Annotated in this window: 26 protein-coding genes; 12 read left to right on the top strand and 14 right to left on the bottom strand. The window is 38.2% G+C overall.

Going from position 1 to position 19,885, the window contains the following annotated elements; all coding sequences use genetic code 11:
• Positions 1 to 16: 16 nt before the first annotated feature.
• Positions 17 to 340 carry a hypothetical protein gene (locus ABE65_RS07395; protein ID WP_066393070.1) on the bottom strand — a complete coding sequence of 108 codons (324 nt, stop codon included), beginning with the start codon at positions 338 to 340 and terminating at the stop codon, positions 17 to 19.
• A gap of 96 nt (positions 341 to 436) precedes the next feature.
• Between ABE65_RS07395 and ABE65_RS07390 the strand changes: the two genes are divergently transcribed.
• Entirely contained in the window at positions 437 to 730 is a 294-nt protein-coding gene (locus tag ABE65_RS07390; RefSeq protein WP_416202865.1) for an HNH endonuclease, read from the top strand.
• Between the two features lie 216 nt (positions 731 to 946).
• On the opposite strand, the gene moaD is transcribed toward ABE65_RS07390, so the two are convergent.
• From moaD to glp, 4 genes are read right to left on the bottom strand one after another with little or no spacing between them, the layout of a single operon-like run.
• Positions 947 to 1,186, bottom strand: coding sequence for a molybdopterin converting factor subunit 1 (moaD, locus tag ABE65_RS07385; RefSeq protein ID WP_066399897.1), 240 nt, complete (start codon positions 1,184 to 1,186; stop codon positions 947 to 949).
• Entirely contained in the window at positions 1,186 to 1,647 is a 462-nt protein-coding gene (locus tag ABE65_RS07380; protein ID WP_066393065.1) for a molybdenum cofactor biosynthesis protein MoaE, read from the bottom strand. Before ABE65_RS07380 ends, moaD begins: the two co-directional genes overlap by 1 nt.
• The gene (mobB, locus tag ABE65_RS07375; RefSeq protein ID WP_066393062.1) at positions 1,644 to 2,186 is read right to left on the bottom strand and encodes a molybdopterin-guanine dinucleotide biosynthesis protein B; all 543 of its coding nucleotides are present in this window, start codon (positions 2,184 to 2,186) and stop codon (positions 1,644 to 1,646) included. The genes ABE65_RS07380 and mobB overlap by 4 nt, the downstream gene beginning before the upstream one ends.
• Entirely contained in the window at positions 2,126 to 3,445 is a 1,320-nt protein-coding gene (gene glp / locus ABE65_RS07370; protein ID WP_066393058.1) for a molybdopterin molybdotransferase MoeA, read from the bottom strand. The genes mobB and glp overlap by 61 nt, the downstream gene beginning before the upstream one ends.
• A gap of 102 nt (positions 3,446 to 3,547) precedes the next feature.
• Here glp and ABE65_RS07365 point away from each other — a divergent pair, with 102 nt between their 5' ends.
• Positions 3,548 to 3,739: a hypothetical protein gene (locus ABE65_RS07365; RefSeq protein ID WP_066393057.1), complete on the top strand. Its 192-nt coding sequence runs from the start codon at positions 3,548 to 3,550 to the stop codon at positions 3,737 to 3,739.
• Between the two features lie 3 nt (positions 3,740 to 3,742).
• On the opposite strand, the gene ABE65_RS07360 is transcribed toward ABE65_RS07365, so the two are convergent.
• Positions 3,743 to 4,519, bottom strand: coding sequence for an alpha/beta fold hydrolase (locus ABE65_RS07360; RefSeq protein ID WP_066393056.1), 777 nt, complete (start codon positions 4,517 to 4,519; stop codon positions 3,743 to 3,745).
• Positions 4,520 to 4,660: 141 nt separating this feature from the next.
• On the opposite strand from ABE65_RS07360, the gene ABE65_RS07355 reads away from it, so the two are divergent.
• The 3 genes from ABE65_RS07355 (at position 4,661) to ABE65_RS22410 (ending at position 6,142) form a co-directional block, all read left to right on the top strand.
• A complete protein-coding gene (locus ABE65_RS07355) occupies positions 4,661 to 5,473 on the top strand; it encodes a Cof-type HAD-IIB family hydrolase (RefSeq protein ID WP_066393054.1) in 813 nt (270 codons plus the stop codon).
• 136 nt (positions 5,474 to 5,609) lie between these two features.
• The gene (locus ABE65_RS21830) at positions 5,610 to 5,753 is read left to right on the top strand and encodes a hypothetical protein (RefSeq protein WP_153238691.1); all 144 of its coding nucleotides are present in this window, start codon (positions 5,610 to 5,612) and stop codon (positions 5,751 to 5,753) included.
• Positions 5,754 to 5,755: 2 nt separating this feature from the next.
• The gene (locus tag ABE65_RS22410) at positions 5,756 to 6,142 is read left to right on the top strand and encodes a DUF3813 domain-containing protein (protein WP_066393051.1); all 387 of its coding nucleotides are present in this window, start codon (positions 5,756 to 5,758) and stop codon (positions 6,140 to 6,142) included.
• 27 nt (positions 6,143 to 6,169) lie between these two features.
• Here ABE65_RS22410 and ABE65_RS07345 read toward each other — a convergent pair whose 3' ends face one another.
• On the bottom strand, positions 6,170 to 6,757 hold the full coding sequence (locus tag ABE65_RS07345; protein WP_066393048.1) for a GDSL-type esterase/lipase family protein: 588 nt from the start codon (positions 6,755 to 6,757) through the stop codon (positions 6,170 to 6,172).
• A gap of 149 nt (positions 6,758 to 6,906) precedes the next feature.
• Between ABE65_RS07345 and ABE65_RS07340 the strand changes: the two genes are divergently transcribed.
• Both ABE65_RS07340 and ABE65_RS07335 read left to right on the top strand, forming a co-directional pair.
• The gene (locus ABE65_RS07340; RefSeq protein WP_066393046.1) at positions 6,907 to 7,359 is read left to right on the top strand and encodes a GNAT family N-acetyltransferase; all 453 of its coding nucleotides are present in this window, start codon (positions 6,907 to 6,909) and stop codon (positions 7,357 to 7,359) included.
• 33 nt (positions 7,360 to 7,392) lie between these two features.
• On the top strand, positions 7,393 to 7,653 hold the full coding sequence (locus ABE65_RS07335) for a NifU N-terminal domain-containing protein (protein ID WP_066393044.1): 261 nt from the start codon (positions 7,393 to 7,395) through the stop codon (positions 7,651 to 7,653).
• A 49-nt stretch (positions 7,654 to 7,702) separates the two neighbouring features.
• Here the strand turns inward: ABE65_RS07335 and ABE65_RS07330 are convergent, their stop codons facing one another.
• Both ABE65_RS07330 and ABE65_RS07325 read right to left on the bottom strand, forming a co-directional pair.
• Positions 7,703 to 8,515, bottom strand: coding sequence for a BsuPI-related putative proteinase inhibitor (locus ABE65_RS07330; protein WP_066393040.1), 813 nt, complete (start codon positions 8,513 to 8,515; stop codon positions 7,703 to 7,705).
• 139 nt (positions 8,516 to 8,654) lie between these two features.
• Positions 8,655 to 9,521 (bottom strand): YitT family protein, encoded by an 867-nt coding sequence (locus ABE65_RS07325; RefSeq protein WP_066393038.1) that lies wholly within the window; start codon positions 9,519 to 9,521, stop codon positions 8,655 to 8,657.
• Positions 9,522 to 9,680: 159 nt separating this feature from the next.
• On the opposite strand from ABE65_RS07325, the gene ABE65_RS07320 reads away from it, so the two are divergent.
• Both ABE65_RS07320 and ABE65_RS22030 read left to right on the top strand, forming a co-directional pair.
• Complete coding sequence (locus ABE65_RS07320) at positions 9,681 to 10,544, top strand: DegV family protein (protein ID WP_066393036.1); 864 nt, start codon at positions 9,681 to 9,683, stop codon at positions 10,542 to 10,544.
• A gap of 56 nt (positions 10,545 to 10,600) precedes the next feature.
• A complete protein-coding gene (locus tag ABE65_RS22030) occupies positions 10,601 to 10,738 on the top strand; it encodes a hypothetical protein (protein ID WP_194270839.1) in 138 nt (45 codons plus the stop codon).
• A 70-nt stretch (positions 10,739 to 10,808) separates the two neighbouring features.
• On the opposite strand, the gene ABE65_RS07315 is transcribed toward ABE65_RS22030, so the two are convergent.
• Entirely contained in the window at positions 10,809 to 11,942 is a 1,134-nt protein-coding gene (locus ABE65_RS07315) for a histidine kinase N-terminal domain-containing protein (protein WP_066393033.1), read from the bottom strand.
• Positions 11,943 to 12,102: 160 nt separating this feature from the next.
• Between ABE65_RS07315 and ABE65_RS07310 the strand changes: the two genes are divergently transcribed.
• From ABE65_RS07310 to ligD (ABE65_RS22195), 3 genes are read left to right on the top strand one after another with little or no spacing between them, the layout of a single operon-like run.
• Positions 12,103 to 12,990: a non-homologous end joining protein Ku gene (locus tag ABE65_RS07310; protein WP_066393030.1), complete on the top strand. Its 888-nt coding sequence runs from the start codon at positions 12,103 to 12,105 to the stop codon at positions 12,988 to 12,990.
• On the top strand, positions 12,987 to 13,949 hold the full coding sequence (ligD, locus tag ABE65_RS22200; RefSeq protein ID WP_231887869.1) for a non-homologous end-joining DNA ligase: 963 nt from the start codon (positions 12,987 to 12,989) through the stop codon (positions 13,947 to 13,949). Before ABE65_RS07310 ends, ligD (ABE65_RS22200) begins: the two co-directional genes overlap by 4 nt.
• Positions 13,922 to 14,842 (top strand): non-homologous end-joining DNA ligase, encoded by a 921-nt coding sequence (ligD, locus tag ABE65_RS22195; RefSeq protein WP_231887868.1) that lies wholly within the window; start codon positions 13,922 to 13,924, stop codon positions 14,840 to 14,842. The genes ligD (ABE65_RS22200) and ligD (ABE65_RS22195) overlap by 28 nt, the downstream gene beginning before the upstream one ends.
• Positions 14,843 to 14,916: 74 nt before the next feature.
• On the opposite strand, the gene ABE65_RS07300 is transcribed toward ligD (ABE65_RS22195), so the two are convergent.
• The 4 genes from ABE65_RS07300 to ABE65_RS07285 all read right to left on the bottom strand — a co-directional run bounded on the left by ABE65_RS07300 (position 14,917) and on the right by ABE65_RS07285 (position 19,765).
• Positions 14,917 to 15,945, bottom strand: a complete 1,029-nt coding sequence (locus tag ABE65_RS07300; protein ID WP_066393028.1) for a LacI family DNA-binding transcriptional regulator — start codon at positions 15,943 to 15,945, stop codon at positions 14,917 to 14,919.
• Positions 15,946 to 16,107: 162 nt separating this feature from the next.
• Positions 16,108 to 17,634: an alpha-amylase family glycosyl hydrolase gene (locus tag ABE65_RS07295; protein ID WP_066393027.1), complete on the bottom strand. Its 1,527-nt coding sequence runs from the start codon at positions 17,632 to 17,634 to the stop codon at positions 16,108 to 16,110.
• A gap of 30 nt (positions 17,635 to 17,664) precedes the next feature.
• Positions 17,665 to 18,501: a sugar ABC transporter permease gene (locus ABE65_RS07290; RefSeq protein WP_066393025.1), complete on the bottom strand. Its 837-nt coding sequence runs from the start codon at positions 18,499 to 18,501 to the stop codon at positions 17,665 to 17,667.
• Between the two features lies 1 nt (position 18,502).
• Entirely contained in the window at positions 18,503 to 19,765 is a 1,263-nt protein-coding gene (locus ABE65_RS07285; RefSeq protein WP_066393023.1) for a carbohydrate ABC transporter permease, read from the bottom strand.
• Positions 19,766 to 19,885 lie beyond the last annotated feature (120 nt).

Below are 19,885 nucleotides of genomic sequence, written 5' to 3'. Positions count from 1 at the left end.
TACATCAAAATTTCCCTTAAAACGTTCCATTCACTCCTGCCACAGCATGAAGCGGAAACATACATCGATAAATTTGATATCCTCTTACATCATACTGCGCTTCTGAGTTGCGATTCTCGTTTGTTTCTTCTACATAAGGTATGGCAAAATAGACATTCTGCTGGTCGACATATTCTATAAAACCTGTATATGTTGCACCATCCATCAACATTAATTGCACATGCTGATTTCTGTTTTTTAAGCATGTTTTATACATTTTTTTAATGGGAGAACGACCCATTCCTGCCGATTGTCCACCAAAATTTTGTGATGCTCCATATGGATATGATTGTGGATACATATTACCCCCTCCTTCTACCACATCCTATTCAGAGAAAAAGAAGATGGTACATTTATCTATAGACATATATTCTAACTTGAAGGGATGGATAATACCGTGGAGAAAGGTACATGTGAGCTGTGTAGAAGGGAACCCGTTGAATTAACTCTGCATCATTTGATTCCGAAAGAAGAAGGCGGCAGATTTTCTGAAACGGCAAACCTTTGTGTTCCTTGTCATAAACAGATCCATTTTTTGTATACAAATTCCGAACTAGCATCACTATACTACACGATTGAAAAATTAAGAGATACTCCTGAACTAAAAAAGTTCCTAAAATGGCTACGTAAACAGCCAGCATCAGCGCTTCCACGTATGAAAAAGTCAAACCGTTTAAAACGAAGGAGATGAAGATTTGAAGGAATTGGTAGGGATCTGTGCGATTTGTGGTGTGAATCTATATTGCATGGACGGTTTTTTTCAAGGTCATATCATCAATAATCAGAATTTCTGTTATAAATGCTTTAAACAAAACATAAAGGAACCTGCAGAGTAATAAAGTACAGGTTCCCTCTTATCTGATGCACTCTGAACGGTTGTTGTTTGTTTTGCACGATCTGCAAATCATTAACCTCCACTAACAGGTGGAATAAAAGCAACGGTATCGCCATCCTTCACTTGATCCGTTAACTCTACATACTCCTCATTCACAGCAACTAGGGCATTTTCAATCCCAGTCAGTTTACCAACTTTTTGTTGCAACAAGGTTCTTACTTCTTCTACGCTAAGTGTGGAGTTTACTTCTATCGAAACTTTTTCTGTTTCGGCTTGCTGTGCTAAATTTGCAAACAATAAAATGTGTATCATCATTTCACTACTTCCTCGGGATGTCCAGCGGGATAGGTTTTTGTCCCTTGTTGATTCCCTACCCATTCTTCTCCATCTGAATAATGCTCTTTTTTCCATATGGGTACGATCTCCTTGATGCGCTCAATCGCATATCGACTTGCTTCAAAGGCATCTTGACGATGAGGAGTGGAAACTGCGATCGTAACTGCGATATCGGATATTTGCAGCGTTCCGATTCGATGGGTGATCGCAGCGATCGCACTCGGCCATTTTTCTTGAATCTCCAATCCAATTCTTTCGAGTTGTTTTTCGGCCATCGGCACATATGCTTCATAATGAAGGAACTTCGTTTGTTTTCGTCCTGTCATTTCTCTAACCGTACCGATGAATACAGAAATTGCTCCTGCATTATGGTGGACGACAGAATCAATAACGTCTTGATTGTTTATTGGTTCAGCAGTTATCTTATACTTCTTCATGATTCGCTCTCCTTTCCATGTTCACGAGTGATATAGGTGATTAAAAAGTCCTTCCATCCTTCTTCATCGTCCCTCATAAAATGGGGGCTTTTCGATTCCTGAAAATTGACTCTGTTAGGTTTATCAGAATGGATAGATGCAATGACATCATGAGAATTCATCAGAATTTCTCTATCTTCCATCTCGTCTCGCAAAAGGACGACTCGAGGAAACTGAATATTTTTATATCCTTCTATTAGAATACAATCCATTTCAAGTGTTTCGTATAGGGCAATGGCTTTCTTCAAGGGTAACTCCGAATTCATGGTTAATATAGAGTTCTCAGTCGAAGTAACACATGTTATAGACGCACCAGCACTTCGATGTTGCTCTGTATCTTTGCCAGAATCATTTGGATCTACACGATCTCCGTGCCCATGATGTTTAATGACTCCTACGTGTATATGCCGACTACCTAACTCTTTTAGTATTTTACTGATTAGCGTTGTTTTTCCACTGTTTTGATAGCCGACGACTTGGAGAATAACGGGTGATCCCACGGCCATTCACTCCCTTCACCATGCCAGGTGATTACGCCGACTTCGCTACCAGTTTCCCAACCCCTCGTACCTCCTGGCAATACGATCAGACAGTTTGCTTCGATTAAAGAAGAAACAGAACTGGACTTATCGAGCCCTGCAGGTGTTACAACGTTTCCATCAATATCTTCAGACAGAATAGCCCTAACAAATCGTGTAAATGGATTTGGTTTTGGAAAATCTTTTGAAAGTAGTGCTTTTGTAACCTTGCAGTGTGGTTTTAACACACTCATTCCTTTTAAAATAACTGGCCGTACAAAAAGTTCAGCACCTACAAAGCAAGCCGACGGATTTCCGGAAAGACCAAAGAGCCATTTATCTTCGTAAACCGCAACGGTAGTTACACTGCCTGGACGCATGGCAACTTTATTAAAAAGAACTTCTGCCCCTAGTTTCTTGTATATTTCTGGAAGGAAATCATAATCTCCAACAGATACTCCCCCAGTCGTGATCAAAACATCTGTTTCTTGTAGTGCTTCCTTTATATTTTTGTACAAAGAATCAAAGTTGTCCTCACGATGTTGATAGAGTTTTATTTTTGCGCCCATCGCCCTTACTTGAGCTGCACACATGTATGCATTGCTATTTCTTATTTTCCCTGGTTGCAATTCTTCATTTACATCAAGAAGTTCCGTGCCTGTTGAAAGAATCCCTACGACAGGTTGTTTGTACACAGAAATTCTGTGATACCCAAAGGTTGCAAGAATCGCCACAATGCCTGGAGTAATTTTAGTTCCTGCTTTCACTAAGAGCGTGCCTTCTTGTGTGTCTTCACCTTGAAAAGAAATGTTTTCATCCTTTTTGACAGACCGCTTTATTATGATTTGGTTCTTGTTATCTGCTACACGCTCTTTTACTAGTTCTAACATGATAACGGCATCAGCACCCTCGGGAATTTTAGCACCTGTCATAATCCGAACGGCCATTCCGCTTTTTACTTCATGTTCAGCAACTTGTCCTGCTCCTATTGTTTCTACTACATTTAATGTAATGGGATGATCGAGTGAAGCATGTTTGGTATCCTCTGAACGAATGGCGAAACCATCGTAAGGAGAACGATTAAAAGGAGGGACATCATGGGTAGCTGTTAGATCCTCTGCTAAAATCCGATTATCACATTCGTTGATCGAAATTTTTTCAATTCCCCAAAGCCTCGTATGATTCAAGATTTTATTTACTGCCTCAGCAACAGGTAGTGGTGTACGTTTTGTAACTGCCAATTTTCCCACTCCTTTAATTTTCAGAATATAAACACTTTTCAGTTTACTTTTATGTTTATTTTTGTTATTATTTTTTTAAATTATGGAAAGGATGTTGATCGAATGAAGGTTTCTTATGAATATTACCACCGTTCCGGCTATAAAGTAACCATTACCGACATCCCAGAAGAATTAAACGAACAGGGAGTTTGGTCCCTTCGCATCATGCATTCTCTACAAAAGCAAATTGACGAAATCGACCATATGTATCAACCAAAAAGAACATATAGGCTTAAACTAGAAGAAACGGGGTAAACCTTACACCGTTTCTTTTTTTGTTTTTAATTGTTTAGCAATCCATTCTACTGCGTTTAAATAGGCAGCACGTGACACTTTATGACCTGACGTTTTGTCGTTCATATACACAGAAGCACTATTTTTCTCAGTTAAGGTCTGCACATAAGGTTTTGCGAATTCATAAGGAATGACCGCATCAACCTCACTATGCCAGATGAACAATGGACGGTTGTTCAGTTTATCAAGATTACGTGTTAGATCGTAATCGCTTAAAGAAGAGATAGCATTCTCAAGCTCTTCTACAGTGAGAGGAATATCGTAACCTGCATTTTGAATTCTTTCGATCTGCCATCTTGCAAATTTCTCATGAGCTGGCGTTCCCATGAGTGCACATCCAGCAGTAATTGTTGGATTGTTGACTAGTGAACCGTAAGTGATAATAGCACCCATTGAGGTTCCACCAACAGCAACTTGATTCTCTAGAACAAATTCATTTTCTTTTGCCCATTCCATAATACGATTCACATCTTGAATGCCTTGTTGAACGATATTCCAGAAATCATACTCCATGGATTTAGGAGGATTTGCAACGATTCGCTCCCCATGATGTAATGCATCTGGTAAGATCACTCGAAAATCTTTTTCAGCGAGTGAGTATGCAAAATGTAAATTGTGTTCTTTAGCACTTGTATAGCCGTGTATGAAAATAAATAGGGGCAACGGTTTTCCAGCATTCTCTTTTTTTTCAGCTAGTAAGAAAGGAATATCGCCGATCGTTCCTTTTTGTATTGAAACCATGTGTGTATCTCCTCTTTCTCTTTTTTTCCATCTTATCATGAGACATGTTTCTTTTTCATGAAAGACGCCCTGTGGGAATAGACTTTTTGTAAGTAAAATAATACACTTTAAATAAGCATCCTAAAAAAGGCAGGTACTTTCGTGACACAACCTTACTTAATCGCATTAGATCTTGATGGAACTTTATTAAATGATGAGAAGAAAATACCTAGAAAGACAAAAGATTTACTCTTTAAACTGATTGATCTTGGTCATCATGTTTGTATATCAACGGGGCGTCCTTTTCGCTCATCAAACATGTATTATGAGGAGTTAGAACTTAACACTCCGATTGTGAATTTTAACGGAGCTTTTGTTCATCATCCACATGACTCAAATTTCGGTATTCACCATTCTCCACTTGAACTGGACGTTGCAAAACGAATCATTTCAGCGTGTGAGACGTTTAAAGTTAAGAATATCATGGTCGAGGTTCTTGATGATGTATATTTAAAAAAGCCGGATGAAGTTATCGTTAATACTTTCATAATGAATGAAAACCCTCTTCAGATTGGTGATCTTCATAAAACCTTAAAAGATGACCCAACGGCTATTTTAGTTCATCCAGAAGACCATCATATTTCAGAGTTAAGAGCGATGCTTCAAAAAGAACATGCTGAAGTTGTTGATCAGAGAGTTTGGGCAGCTCCATGGAACATCATTGAGGTCATTCGTTCAGGTATCAGCAAGGCTTCAGGTCTTAAAAAGATTGCTGAATACTACCAGATCCCACAAGAACGAATTGTAGCTTTTGGAGATGAAGACAACGACTTTGAAATGATTGAATATGCCGGTCATGGGGTTGCGATGGGAAATGCTATTGACGAGCTTAAAGCACGTGCAAATTATGTGACCCTTACAAATGAAGAAGAAGGTATTGCTCATTACTTAAAAAATATTTTAAAACTGGTTTAGTCAGATAAAGATCTTCAGCTGAGTGGCAGCAGGAGATCTTTTTTCCATTTCTTTTTCAATACGTTTAAAGCTTCTAGCTACATATTGTACTTCTTACGGTAGAAACTAAACGTACGGGAGAAAAGGAGGAATTCCAATGAGTAAAAAAAGTCGATCTAAACGTTCCATCAAGCAAGGTGCAGATATGGTGAGTCAGGAAACCACAATGGCTTTCAGTAAAGATGAGCAACAAGATCGCAAAAATGAAAAAGAAGAAAGAAATTCATTAGGAGGCATATAACGATGGCAAACAGATTATTTCAAATCGCGAGAAATGCCGTTCAACAAGCTGTAGGAAAGGTCCAACATTCAACACATGAATTAAATAACCAAATTTCTAACAGTGAACATGCCAATCATGCTGAACTTTCTAGTCATGATAAAGAAGTAGCACAGAATGCTCTTTCTTCTGCAATGGCCAATTCTTCTGATGCAGAGCGAGCACAGTTGGCTGAATTCCAAAAAGAATTGGATAGCCACTCTGATGTTTCGTCTCATGTGAATTCTGAGCCTGCAGAAAACCAGCAGCACTCAGAGTCAGGACAGCCTCAATCTTTTACTCAAGCCACCGGCTTAAGTTTAGAAGACGCACAGAGCTTATTGGAAGAGAATCCTGATCGCCTCAACTAATTAGAATGAAGAAACAGCTTTCTCTTATCACGGAGAAAGCTGTTTTTTTGGAAATGTGATGGCAGTCAATGTTTTAATCTTTCTTATTACAAGTTCACTTAGTTCTTCATATCCATATTTATTAAAATGAAGACCATCATCTATAACGTATTTTTGAATGTTCTTTTCCACCAAAGTTTCAAACAATGGTATATAAGATGTCCCCTCGTGTTTCGCCACTTTTTTAACGGTTTGTGCATATTGTTTCATCCTATTGTTCGTCCGTGCTTTCTGTTGGTCTTCAAACACAGGAGCTGGGCTGATTAAGATGACTTTATCTGCTCCAATTTTATTCACCATATAGGTTAGGTTCTTTTCGTATTCTTTTAATGGAATAAGTCTATGATCGCTTGAGTCGTTGGCTCCAAAAAGTATCGTAACAAAATCAGGATGATGCCTTAGAACGTCATCTTGCAGCCTTACAAGTGCAGCTCTCGTCGTTTCTGCAGGTATTCCAGCATTCATTACTACCCATTCGGTTAATTCTTGTCTTAAGCGAGAGGTCAACCTAAGTGAGCCATCTTTACTCTTTTCTTTTGAAGTGATGCTGTCTCCAAAACAAACAAGAGTCTTCATTTCTTACTCATCTCCTCTGTTTGAATGTCTCTAATTAGACTATTCGAAAGAAATTACCATTTATCAAACGTCAAACCATCATTATTTTTGTTATAATGTGAGATGTGAAGAAGATATCTTATGTTTTAGAGTAATTTTGGGGGCATTGTATGAAAATATATCGTGTAACGAATGAAGCTGAAACTCATATCATTGAAGAAATTGCCCATTTATTCTTACAGCAGCGTACGATGGACGGTGAGCCAGAAGAGAAATCCAGAACGTTTGCTGGTATTAAGATGGCGCTTGAAAACCCAGATAAAAGCGGAATCATCATTGCAGAAGAAGAAAACTCCGTGATTGGACTTGCCTTTTTTAACTTAGGAGTAAGTCTTCGGATTGGTGGACCTTACCTTTGGTTAAATGAGCTTTATGTTCATGAGGAGCATCGAAACAGAGGAATTGCCCGTAAACTTTTGCTACACTTGATCTATTGGGCTGAGAGAGATGGGATCAAATCCATTGAACTTGAAACAGGGATCAATAACTCCGTTACGAAGCATCTGTACAATTCATTGGATTTCCATGATATCATCTCTAAAAGATATGCATTTCATTTTTGATACTAAATACTATTATTTGAAGGAGTGTTCGTAATGGCAGTAGAATTTTCGATCCAACCAACACCGAACCCTAACGCAATTAAATTTGATGGTTCAGAGAAATTTTTAGAAGGAAGACTTTCTGCACGTGTCGGTGATGATTCAGACTCCCCTCTTGCTAAAGCATTGCTATCGATTGATGGCGTAGAATCCATTTTTGGTTTTGAGAACTTTATTACAGTCAATAAAACAAACGACAGTGATTGGAACGAATTGATGCCAGAGATTCAAAAAGCGTTAGAAGAGAACGCTTAAGTGTTTTACACCAGCCTTTACGATAAGGCTGGTTTTTTTGTTGGTGATTCTATTTAAATGACTGAAGCGGCACTGCCAGTGTATCTGATTTTTCTCCGTTTTTTGGACTATAGTAAAACAGTTCTAGCATGAGTGTACCGTTTATAGGCAGATCTTCTTTTTTTATATGGACTTCGAATGAAAATGGAGCCCAATCGGGTCCGCCTTCCACGATTTGTTCGTTCTTTTCAATAAAAATGTTATGGCCATCAGAAACGGAGTAGACAAAGGAGCCTTCAAACACTCTTGCCTCTCCTGAAACTTTGTAAGTACCGTCTTTTCCTGAAAAGTATATATTTCGAAAAGAATTATTCTTCGTTTCCTCAGATCCCCCTTGAAGAGTAAGCACTTCCTCTACTGATAGACTCTCAGTCCTCAATGATCCTGGTGATATTTCATCAGGGAGAAAGGTTGCGTTCACTCGATAGATCCCTGCTTTTTTGTTCGCAGCTGAAAGCTTCCACTTAGTTTTCCAAATGTGACTTGCGCCTGCATTAATATGTACATCCTCTTGTTTTTTCTCATAGTTCACTCCTTTAGAATGCCTAAATACTTCTTTTTTCGAAGAATCCGTAATAGCGACATCAAACATCTTGGAACTATTGAAAGATAACGTTACCGTATGGTTGCTATGATTCTCTAGAACTGCGAGAACATAAATCCCATCATTTCTTTGTTGGATGGATAAAACCGGATTTAACTGAGAAGAAACTTCGCCTTTTTTACCATTAGGTTTAGCCTGTTCTTTGCCGCACGCCGACATGAAGAATAGAAACGTACAAACCGTTAGAAAGACTACAACGGTAATTTTAATTGACCTCATGTTAATACTCACCTCACTTTCATTTTTACCTTTATATGGTGATTTTATTGAAAACATTCTAAAAAAACACCCGGTATGGACCTTGTCCATACCGGGTGTACAAAAATGACGGTTTTGTAATTGTGTGGGGTCAGACCCCTTAGTCGTTTCTGAAGAAGCCGTAAATGCCTGTTGTGTGTACGATATTTGTGAAGGCATTCGGATCTACCTCTTTAAGTACTTGCTCTAGGTCATACAGTTCATAGCGAGTGATTACGATGATGAGCATCTCTTTGTCTTGCTTAGAGAATGCGCCTTTTGCAGGTACAATTGTAATACCACGAACCATTTTCCCGTGAATCGCTTCTTGGATTTCATTCCCCTTCTTCGTAACAATCATCGCTGTTAACTTTTCGTGACGCGTATGTACAGCGTCGATAACACGTGATGATACATATAGAGCAACAAGAGTATATAACGCCTTCTCCCATCCGAAAAGGAAACCTGCTGCAAGTATGATCAATCCATTGAGGATAAAGAAATAACCACCGATCGGTTTGTTCTTCATTCTTGATAAGATCATGGCGATAATATCAAGTCCTCCTGTTGATGCTCCATACTTCAACGTCACTCCAACACCTAATGCTGCGAGTACACCACCGAATACCGCATTCAAGAGTATATCTGAAGAAACAACTGTGATAGGTATGATTTCAAGAAACGCCGTGATCATAATAACACTTAAGAAGCTATATATCGTAAACGACTTTCCTACTTTTAGCCAGCCTAAAATCGTAACAGGAATATTAAATAATAAGTACAAAATACCAGTACTGATTGGAAAAGCCGTATTAACGAGCAATGAAGAGATCAGCTGAGAAACGCCAGTAAATCCACTCGCATAAACCTTTGCCGGTATTAAGAACATGTTAAGTGAGACGGCATTAAGCAGGGCTCCTACGATTATAAAAAATATTTTTTTAAGTTCAGTTATCCCTAGATCATTTAAGCGAAAACGTTCTGTCATAAGTGAGAGTCCCTCCTTTTTCATTAATCCAAGATTCATTTTTAACAGATAAAGATACCCCGCGTCAATAGTCATAAGAGCTATTTTTCAAACATGATCATTGCCTTTTCATTCCATCACAAGTTAAACTAGAGAAAAAAGCCAAGCAGGTGAACAATAATGACTACGATAATAACCGATACAGGATCTGATCTACCCAAACAATTATTGGATGAATACGAGATTATCATGTTGCCTTTAATCGTTCAGGTTAATGATGAAGAGTATTTAGATCGATCTAATATCGAACCAAAACAGCTATATACATATATGAAGGAAGGCGCCGTTCCTAAAACAGCGCAAGTTCCTCCATCGATCATCAAAGAAACCTTAACTTCATGTGCAAGAAATGGACAACCTGCCATCTATATCACTCTATCCTCTGGAATAAGTGGGACTTATCAGACAGCTGTACTTATGAAGAATGAAGTACTTGAAGAATATCCAAACGCTCAAATAGAAGTTTTTGATAGTCAATCTGCATCATTAGGATATGGTCTAATGGTCTATGAAGCAGCTAAAGAAGCGAAGGAAGGAAAATCTTTTGATGAGATTCTACACACCCTTCAACACTATCAGAAGCACCTTGAACATATTTTTACCGTTGATGACCTTGAATATTTATTGCGCGGTGGCAGAGTAAGTAAAACGGCCGCTGTCATGGGGACACTCTTAAAAATCAAGCCTGTTCTTCATATGGAAGATGGAAAACTGTTTCCACTTGAGAAACTGCGCGGAAAGAAAAAAGTTCTCGGACGCATGGTAGAAATCATGAAAGAAAGAGCTTCATCTCTTGATGACATCACGATTGGAATCAGTCATGCTGATGATACGGAAACAGCAAAAGCTTTAAAAGAACTGATTATTGAAGAAACCGGAAACAAAAACATATTAGTTACGATGATCGGTTGTGCGATCGGGGCTCACGCAGGACCTGGAACAATCGCCTTATTCTTCTTAAATACACCTAAAAAAGTATCTTAAAACATGATGAATAATGAGACCTCTTCTGACAGATGTTAGAATTAGGAGGGATTTTCATGACACATCGTAATACGAAAGACAATAATAAGCGGCCAGAAGATAATCAGGCCATGAATCAACTGAAAAATGAAGCAGAACTTGAAAGCAAACAAAAAGGAAAGCAACCTTTTTCAAAAAAGCCTGATCATCTTTAGCGCTCGAAAAAAGCGCCCTTATGCTAGATAAGGGCGCTTTTTTCATTTTCATTTATTCAGTCTACTTTGATTAGATGAGTGGAAATCTTATCGTAAAACAAGTATCGTCTTTCGTTGAACTTACTTCAATCGTGCCGTTATGTTTTTCAACGATCTGCTTACAAACCGAAAGCCCAAGCCCTGTTCCGAGTGACTTTGTTGTAACAAACGGCTCGAAGACATTTTCAAGTAAATAGTCAGGAATCGGATTACCATTATTACAGATTAATAATTCGGCCATGTTCTCTTCGTTTTTCTTTAGAGAAACCTTAATCTTTCTCTCACCATTCCAGCCACTTAATTCTTCGACTGCGTTCACTAGGATGTTTAATAACACTTGTTTGACTTGTGAACTGTCACCCTCTGTAAACACGTCATTTTCGACTTGAGAAATGGTTACGATATTCGTTTCAGTAAAACGCGGATACATAAAATTTAGCATTTCCTTTAAAAGTGCTGATAACGAGATTTTCTCAAGTTTATCTTGCAAGCCCCTCATCTTTGATAAATAGAGAAACTGTGTGATCTTTTCTTCGAGGCTCTGCATCTCGTTTTGTATGATTTCAAAATAATACTCTGATTGGTCAGTCTTATTCAATTCTTTTTGTAGAAGATAGATAAAGCCCTTAACAGAAGTAAGCGGATTTCGAAACTCATGAGCAAAACTGGCCGCAATCTGCCCGAGCATGGTTAACCGATCGTGATGCATCTCTTGAATGAACTGGTTTTTCCGATCAATAATTGAATCCTTTAGTGCTGTATATTCCTGTACGCTCAAGAAGACGAGCTGATCGAAATACAGTTGCATCTTTAATACGCCATCGCCTTTTAATTGATCATTTAACAGCGAACACATTAAAAGTTCATAAACGATGCTTCGGCCAACATTGATATTATGAACAAAATCCCCTACGTTCGCTTTCGCTTCGATTCTTTCTTTTGCGATCTTACTCGTTAATGCTTGCAGTCTTTCAAGGGAACCGGTTTCTAAAAAGTTGATCAATTCTACTATCGTTTGATGCCCGTTCTTTTTAACTTCTTCATAAAAAGGATCATTTTGAGGCAACAGTACGTTCTCCAGCCATTTTTCAACAATACTTGTTCTTTGGTTTCTTAAGAATTGAGCAAGTTCTATATTTGATTGTGTGTTTGTACTGCTATCCAATGTTATCACCCTTTTATTGAAAAACTCTATTCTCATTATGAATGAAATGACATGTTTCTACAATGCATTGTCGAAATGTGTATAAACTATGGAAAAATATACATGATGTTGATACGTATGGAGAAACTATCTTTAAATGAGTTTTGAAAGGATGGATTTCATGCACACGATGTGGAAAGGTGCTATCAGCTTTGGTCTTGTTAATATTCCAATCAAGCTGTTTGCAGCAACTGAAAATAAAGATATAAAAATGAGATATTTACATGAGAAATGTCATAGTCCGGTTCAGTATGAAAAAATTTGCCCTGTATGTGAAGAGACTGTTGATTCTAAAGAAATTGTTAAAGGGTATGAGTATGAGCCTGGTAAGTTCGTAGTGGTTGAAAAAGAAGAACTTGATGAACTTGCAGGTGTATCTGATAAATCGATTGAGATCATTGATTTTATTAAGTTAGAGGAAATTGATCCTATCTTTTATAATCGTTCTTATTTTGTAGGACCTGGAGAGAATGGCACAAAATCTTTTGCCCTCTTAAAAAAAGCGATGGAAGATACCGGTAAGATCGGCCTTGCCAAGTTCACACTACGATCAAAAGAACACCTAGCAGCTGTTCGTGTGTACAAGAATGGTCTAGTCTTGGAAACCATTTTTTATCCCGATGAAGTAAGGAATGTGGATCATGTTCCTGGTTTAACAGATGAAGTATCACTCAATGAAAAAGAAGTTGAGATGGCGAAACAGCTTATCGAACAATTAACTGCTCCGTTCGAACCTGAAAAATATGAAGACGAATACCGTGAAGCCGTTCTCGAATTGATCAACTCAAAAATTTCTGGTGATGAAGTAAAAGTGGCGAAGGAAAAGCCGAGAACTAATGTTGTGGACCTAATGGAAGCACTTCAAGCTTCTATTAATGAAAGTAAAGGAAAAGAAACCCCTGATAAAGGTAAGAAGACCAAAGAAGCTGCTTCTAAAAAAAGCAATGATTCCACAGAAACAAAAACTAAAAAGAAAAAATCAACAGCAAAGAAGAAAGCTAGTTCATGATTCAATCTTTTTTAAAACCCATGCTTCCTTCTCTTTCAAATGAATTGCCCGAAGGAGATCAGTGGGTATATGAAGTGAAGTATGACGGGTTCAGATGTTTACTTTACTGGGATCATATGAATGTGATCATGACATCTAGAAATGGTCATCCACTGCATGGTATTTTCCCTGAGATTGCAGATCACCTAAAAAGCATCGAGCATCGTGTTAAACATTTGTTTCCGCTTCTTTTAGATGGAGAACTCTGTATTCTTGAAAACGAAAATAAAGCCAACTTTGAACAAATACAAAAAAGAGGCAGACTTAAGCAACCTGATAAAATATCACATGCTTCTAAAACCATCCCCTCTTCCTATTGTGCATTTGATCTACTTGCTATAGAGGATGAGTACACTTATCAAAAATCTTTTGGGGAAAGAAAAGAAAAACTTCAGAGTTTGCTACAACAAGCAGATGTTCCATGTAAGAAAATCTCAATCGATAGCCGTCTAAATTATATTCCATTTACTTTATCCCGAGCTGAAATTTTAAATATAGTTGAAGTTGATCAAAGTGAAGGTATAGTAGCGAAGAGGGTTTCCAACAAATGGATCTCAGGACTCCGAACAAATGAATGGATCAAAGTAAAAAACTTGAAATTCCATTCCTTTATCATATTGGGTTATGATACAGAAAACGGATTTTTTCATGTTGGTGTTAAGAAAGAACATGCCGTTCAATTTGTAGGATTATTTTCTCACGGCATCTCTTCTCAAGAGAAGGAAGCATTGATTCAGATCATTAAGAAAAACATGAAGAGCAGGAACGGAACTCTAATAATGATAGAGCCTTCGATCTGCGTAGAACTTTCGTATTTAGAACTTTATAAAAATCATCTGAGACAGCCAAGGTTTGTTTCATTTCGTTTTGATACAAGCTGGGAGGAATGTACATGGGAAAGTCTTCAAAAGAACAAATAGATCTTAATGTAAACGGCGAGATCGTTACGTTAACAAGCCCAAACAAACCACTTTGGCCGGATCACAATATTGTTAAAGTAGAATATATCAATTATTTGACTCAAGTAGCGCCATATATGCTGCCTTTTTTGAAGAATCGGTCCTTAACGGTCATCAGGTATCCTCATGGAGTGAGTGAAGAAAAGTTCTATCAAAAGAATTGTCCAGATTATGCTCCACACTATGTACATACGGCTCTGGAAGAAGAGATTAATTATATCGTTTGTAATAACTTACCTACATTGCTCTGGTTAGGAAACCAACTTGCCTTCGAGTTTCATATCCCATACCGGACAGTTGAAAATATTCACCCCTCAGAGATCGTGATGGATTTAGACCCTCCCTCTCGTAAAGAATTTCATCTTTCGGTAGAAGCTGCACTTTTGATAAAAGAAGTCTGTGACAAGTTACATCTCACCACATTCATCAAAACAAGCGGTAATAAGGGTATGCAGATCTATATTCCATTGCCTGAACAATCCGTTACATTTGAAGATTCACGGCTATTCACAGAATTTCTAGCACAGTATTTAATCGAACGTGAGCCGAAATGGTTTACGATCGAACGACTAAAAAAGAATCGTGGCAACCGTTGTTATGTGGATTATATTCAGCACGCAGAAGGGAAAACCATTATCGCTCCTTATTCTGTAAGAGGAAACGATGATGCGTTAGTGGCTACCCCTCTATACTGGAAAGAAGTGAATACTTCCTTAAAGCCTGAACATTTTCCACTTACATCAATCATGGATCGGATAAAAGAAGTAGATGACCCGTTTAAAGATTTTTTTTCTTGTAAAAGCAAACAGCCGATTCTACCTTTAATTAAAGCACTTAAGGAAAAAAGCCTCTAAGAAGATTTGAACTTATCTTCTTGAGGCTTTTTATTATGCAGTATTAATGAGCTTTAATTTTATCAAGCTGACCGTTACTTCCCACTAACCTTACTGCACGTCTGTCTTTCGATCAACTGAAAGGGTACTACTACTCGCTTTGCTTCTTTTTCGGGACATTGAATGCATTCTAAGAGTCCTTTAGCGGCTTCATAACCGAGTTTAAAGATGTTGATGTCGACAGATGTTAGCGATGGTGATGAGAGTTCAGATAGCATAACGTTGTTGAAACTTAGTAACGAGATGTCATCGGGTACGCTCACTCCTAGCTCGTTTAATGTGCTCAACACACCGAAGGACATAACGTCATCTATAACAAGAAGTGCTGACGGTGGGTCTTTCAACGCGAGAAGCTCTTTTACTGCTTCCTGCCCTCCTTCTTTTAAGAACTCTTCATGAACGATATACTCGTCTTTATAAGGCAGACCTGCATTTCGTATCGCTTTTTCATAACCTAATAACCGATCGATAGTTACGACTAGATTCAAATTTCCTCCTACAAAACCGATTCGTTCGTGTCCAAGCGATATGAGATATTCAGTCATTTCTTGAGCAGCTTTGAAGTTATCATTATCAATATGCGTGATACTTTCAGCGTTTTTAAACGGCTTTCCGATCACTGTGAAAGGAAATTTCTGTTCTTGCAAGTAGCACATGATCCGGTCATCTACACGTGAATACAACATAACGATGCCATCCACTCGACGACCTTGTACCATTCGCACAACCCCTTCGAAGATTTCATCTTCTGTATTACCTGTGGACATGTATAGGGCGTATTCTTGTTCATGTGCAATGGTACTGATTCCTCTGATGACTTCTGGAAAAAAAGGATTTTGAAAAGCTTTGTCTGCAGAACTAGGCATGACAAGACCGATTGCCTGAGTGCTTCGGTTAGCCAAACTTCTTGCGTTGAAGTTTGGGTGGTAGCCAAGATAGTCCATTGCTTCTTTCACTTTGCGCTTTGTTTTTTCAGATATTCGAGGATTATTCGCGATTACCCTTGAAACGGTTGAGGGTGCAACATCAGCTAATTTTGCTACGTCTTTTATCGTAACTGACATGTTATAGTCCTCCTTTCAGACTATTTGGCATAGTGTATACGCTTACTTGATTCCATCAATAATTGTATAGCGTTCGTAGGAAAAAAGAAATATTAATTCCTTTCCACTTTTAATGTTTTCGACTTTTTTTGTAAATTGAATGGTTAAAAGACTTTTCAACTTTTATAAAGTGCGTTTTTTTCTTTTTTTATAAATATAGAAAGAACTTAACAATAGTACGATTATTGCTGCTATTAAGTAGAACTTCCAATTGGTATCTGCATCTTGTACAGAATAAATATCAGCTGTTTCCCCAGCCATATTCATTTCGAAAGAAGTATTGTTCACCTTTATCTCTTCGTCTGATAACAGACTCACAAGTTTTTTATTTTGAAGGCTTTTATCTGTGAAAGAAATAGCAGACTTCTTCTTATCATTGTTAAAAACGATATAAAGTGTTTCATCCTGATATTTTCGCTTAAAGACGGCTTTCCCATCTTTATCAAGAATCATCGAATAATCGCCACGTCTTAGTGCAGGATGTTTTTGTCTAAGCTTTCCTAATTTAGAAGTGAACTTTTCAAAATCCTTATTTTGAGTAAAGTCCATCATACGACGATTGTCCGGATCTTTGGCTCCATCCATCATATGCTCTGTTCCTTGATAGAGGATTGGAATACCAGGTGCCGAGTAAAGGTAAGTAAGAGCGAGCTTTAGCCTCTTTTCCGGATCTTCTTGCTTCAGCAGTGCTTCACGCACGAATCGAATGTTATCATGATTATCTATGAAGTTCCCTAAGGTATACGGATCTTTATAATAGAACTTGTTTCGCTCCCATACAGCGTTCAGCTCTGAAAGCGATTGTCCGCTTTGTCTAAAGATTCGAACCATCTCATTAAACAATGGATAATCTACAAACGATTGAATGCCTGCATTATTGTACTCAGCAATATATCTTGGATCATTATGCCAAACTTCACCGATTAAATAGAATCCGGGCTTAGCCTGATTCACTCGTTCTGAAAATTCTTGCCAAAAATCTTTTGGCACATGTTTTACCGTATCTAAACGATAGCCATCTATGTCTGTTTCTTTGATCCAATATTCAGCCATGTCGAGTAAGTACTTACGTGTTTCATTGTTCTCTGTGTTCAGATCGGGCAATCCAGCGAGCCACCCGTTCTCAACTTCTTCTTGGTTATCCCAGTTGCCGATTTCCATCTCTGGGTGGAACCAATCTTTTTTTGACTTGTCTTCTAACCAAGGATGTTTATACCCTGTATGATTTACGACAAGATCTAATATGACTTTTATATCTCGATCATGTGCTTTTTTGACAAGCTGTTTTAACTCATCCTTTGAACCGAAATGTTCTTCGGTTTCATAGAAGTCCTCCGTCCAATAACCGTGATAGCCTCCGGGTTCGTTCTTAACCACAGGTGTTAGCCATATCGCCGTAACCCCGAGATCATCAAGATAACCAAGCTTATCCATGATCCCTTTGAAGTCTCCCCCATGATAAGCTGAAAGGTCATTAAGATCTACATCAAAGTCGTTATCTTTGTTTCCATTATTAAACCGGTCTACCATGATAAAATAAATCGTTTCGTCTTTCCATGATCGTTCTTCCTTTTTTTCTGCAAGCGCTTTATTTTGAACAGATAAAAAAAGAAGAAACGACATAGCCAAGAATATCATTCTTTTGCCCATCGCCGTTCCTCCTATAGTAAGGTGCTGTGATTAACCTTTTGTACCACCAGCAGTTAAGCCAGAGATAAAATAACGTTGAAGTGATAAGAATAATAGACCAATCGGAATCGCTACTAATACAGATCCCGCAGCAAATAGTGTAAAACTGTTCCCGAACTCGTTCTTAATCATGTTAAACAGACCAACCGCAAGTGTCATTTTTTCATCCGAACTGATTAAAATAGACGCTAAGATAAAATCAGCGAACGGTGAGATGAAACTAAAAAGTGCGATTACCGCTAAGATTGGCTTTGAAAGCGGCAGGATGATCTGCCAAAAGATACGAAAGTGACCAGCGCCATCAATACGCGCAGATTCGTCTAGTTCTTTTGGAATCGTATCGTAATAGTTCTTTGCCAAGTATGTGTTCATCGGAATCAATCCACCCACATAAACAAGGATTAAGGCAAAGTGTGTATCTAGCAATCCTACTTGGTAAGCAAGGATGTAGATGGCAAGAATCGCAACGAATTGCGGAATCATCTGTAAGATTAAGAAAAGTAGCAATCCGTTCTTACGCCCTATGAACTTATATCTTGAGAATGCATAAGCGGTTAGGCCGATAAAGATAACAGAAAGAACCATTGTAATAAAACAAATCTTCAACGTATTCCAATACCAGATCAGGTAATCCGTCTCAGCGAACAGCTCTTTATAATGAGCGAGCGTCGCGTTTTTCGGAATGATCGTAGAACTGGATAGCGTGTTTCCTGGGTTGAAGGAAGAACCTATTACCCAAAGGATTGGATAGATCACGATTGCGATCGCTGATAATAATACTAGATAGGACAGAGTTAATCGTATTCTTCTTGCTGTTTTTATACTCATATTAAATCATTCCTTCGTCCTTAAATGATTTCGTCTTTCTAAACTGCCACAAAGCTAGTGACACGATGATCAACGATAATAATACCGTTACAGCTGCAGCCTTGCTGTATTGAGCTGAAGTCATCGTTAAGTTGTAGATCCAAGAGATCAAGATATCTGTCCCACCTGCATTTTGATCAGCTACTGCAGGTCCACCGTTGTTAAATAGATAGATAACGTTAAAGTTATTAAAGTTGAACGTGTATTGCGTGATTAAAATTGGTGCTGTTGTAAATAAGACCATCGGAAGTGTGATCTTACGGAATTTATCCCAGTTCGATGCTCCATCCACGGTTGCAGCTTCATAAAGTTCCCCAGGGATCGACTGAAGTACACCTGTTGTCATCGCCATGATGAACGGGAAACCGAGCCATGATTGGATAAAGATTAAAGCGACCTTCGTATAGAACGGATCAGTCATCCACGGTATGGAATCGATTCCAAGTGGTGCTAAGATTGATTGGTTGATCGCTCCGAATGTGTCATTGAACAATCCTGAGAAAATTAAGATGGATACGAATGCGGGCACAGCCCAAGGTAAGATCAACAGTGTTCGAATGATCCCTTTAAACTTAATTTCTTTCTGGTTCAAAACAACCGCTAAGAAAATACCTACAGAAACTTGAAGTGTAGTCGCTGTAAATGTCCAGATGATCGTCCATGCAAATACTGAGATAAACGTTTCACGCCAAATGTCTAGTGAGAAAATCTCAATAAAGTTTTTGAAACCAACCCAATCAACAAGCTTTGCTGGTGGTGAGTTGTATAAGTTGTAGTTCGTAAATGCTAACAACAACATAAAGATGATTGGAAAAATAACAACGAAGATCAACAATAAGAATCCAGGTCCAACCATTAAATAAGGAAACCCTTTATCTACTACATTGTGATATTGCTCTTTTAGTGTGTTAAGTTTAACGCCATTATCCCGTTTCTTTCCGTTTTGGAAAGCATCATAGATATTAAAGTAGTAAAAACCTAATCCAATGCCAACCACAAGTATAGAGATTACGCCGTTAACCAGTAAGAAGATGGAGTGATCTCTGGGCACCTCTGTTCCAAGTGTTACAATTCCCCAAAGTCCAATATTTAGAAAATCAAGAAATGCTATAAAATAACAAATTGCTAAAAACAAGAATGCGAAACCTTTAACAAATTGCTTGTTATAAAATTGCCCCATTCCTGGAATGATGGACAGCAAAGCTGCAGTCTTACGGTGTGTCATTACAGGTTTCCCCTTTCTTTTCCCCACTTTTGTGTATTGTTCGAAAGATTTTAGGACCCATTTAAAAGTGAAATCTTTCCAACACACACAATAGTTAGAGAAAGCAGCACCCGCGACGTC

Origin of the sequence: Fictibacillus phosphorivorans (genome assembly GCF_001629705.1) — a bacterium.
Lineage (GTDB): Bacteria > Bacillota > Bacilli > Bacillales > Fictibacillaceae > Fictibacillus > Fictibacillus phosphorivorans_A.
This window is presented reverse-complemented; position numbering and strand designations above follow the sequence as displayed.

What these genes read in the sequence shown, in the direction of transcription:
- ABE65_RS07395 (WP_066393070.1), bottom strand. Translation starts at nt 340, where the DNA reads ATGTATCCACAATCATATCCATATGGAGCATCACAAAATTTTGGTGGA.
- moaD (WP_066399897.1), bottom strand. Translation starts at nt 1,186, where the DNA reads ATGATACACATTTTATTGTTTGCAAATTTAGCACAGCAAGCCGAAACA.
- ABE65_RS07380 (WP_066393065.1), bottom strand. Translation starts at nt 1,647, where the DNA reads ATGAAGAAGTATAAGATAACTGCTGAACCAATAAACAATCAAGACGTT.
- ABE65_RS07365 (WP_066393057.1), top strand. Translation starts at nt 3,548, where the DNA reads ATGAAGGTTTCTTATGAATATTACCACCGTTCCGGCTATAAAGTAACC.
- ABE65_RS07360 (WP_066393056.1), bottom strand. Translation starts at nt 4,519, where the DNA reads ATGGTTTCAATACAAAAAGGAACGATCGGCGATATTCCTTTCTTACTA.
- ABE65_RS21830 (WP_153238691.1), top strand. Translation starts at nt 5,610, where the DNA reads ATGAGTAAAAAAAGTCGATCTAAACGTTCCATCAAGCAAGGTGCAGAT.
- ABE65_RS22410 (WP_066393051.1), top strand. Translation starts at nt 5,756, where the DNA reads ATGGCAAACAGATTATTTCAAATCGCGAGAAATGCCGTTCAACAAGCT.
- ABE65_RS07345 (WP_066393048.1), bottom strand. Translation starts at nt 6,757, where the DNA reads ATGAAGACTCTTGTTTGTTTTGGAGACAGCATCACTTCAAAAGAAAAG.
- ABE65_RS07340 (WP_066393046.1), top strand. Translation starts at nt 6,907, where the DNA reads ATGAAAATATATCGTGTAACGAATGAAGCTGAAACTCATATCATTGAA.
- ABE65_RS07335 (WP_066393044.1), top strand. Translation starts at nt 7,393, where the DNA reads ATGGCAGTAGAATTTTCGATCCAACCAACACCGAACCCTAACGCAATT.
- ABE65_RS07330 (WP_066393040.1), bottom strand. Translation starts at nt 8,515, where the DNA reads ATGAGGTCAATTAAAATTACCGTTGTAGTCTTTCTAACGGTTTGTACG.
- ABE65_RS07325 (WP_066393038.1), bottom strand. Translation starts at nt 9,521, where the DNA reads ATGACAGAACGTTTTCGCTTAAATGATCTAGGGATAACTGAACTTAAA.
- ABE65_RS07320 (WP_066393036.1), top strand. Translation starts at nt 9,681, where the DNA reads ATGACTACGATAATAACCGATACAGGATCTGATCTACCCAAACAATTA.
- ABE65_RS22030 (WP_194270839.1), top strand. Translation starts at nt 10,601, where the DNA reads ATGACACATCGTAATACGAAAGACAATAATAAGCGGCCAGAAGATAAT.
- ABE65_RS07310 (WP_066393030.1), top strand. Translation starts at nt 12,103, where the DNA reads ATGCACACGATGTGGAAAGGTGCTATCAGCTTTGGTCTTGTTAATATT.
- ligD (WP_231887869.1), top strand. Translation starts at nt 12,987, where the DNA reads ATGATTCAATCTTTTTTAAAACCCATGCTTCCTTCTCTTTCAAATGAA.
- ligD (WP_231887868.1), top strand. Translation starts at nt 13,922, where the DNA reads ATGGGAAAGTCTTCAAAAGAACAAATAGATCTTAATGTAAACGGCGAG.
- ABE65_RS07300 (WP_066393028.1), bottom strand. Translation starts at nt 15,945, where the DNA reads ATGTCAGTTACGATAAAAGACGTAGCAAAATTAGCTGATGTTGCACCC.
- ABE65_RS07295 (WP_066393027.1), bottom strand. Translation starts at nt 17,634, where the DNA reads ATGGGCAAAAGAATGATATTCTTGGCTATGTCGTTTCTTCTTTTTTTA.
- ABE65_RS07290 (WP_066393025.1), bottom strand. Translation starts at nt 18,501, where the DNA reads ATGAGTATAAAAACAGCAAGAAGAATACGATTAACTCTGTCCTATCTA.
- ABE65_RS07285 (WP_066393023.1), bottom strand. Translation starts at nt 19,765, where the DNA reads ATGACACACCGTAAGACTGCAGCTTTGCTGTCCATCATTCCAGGAATG.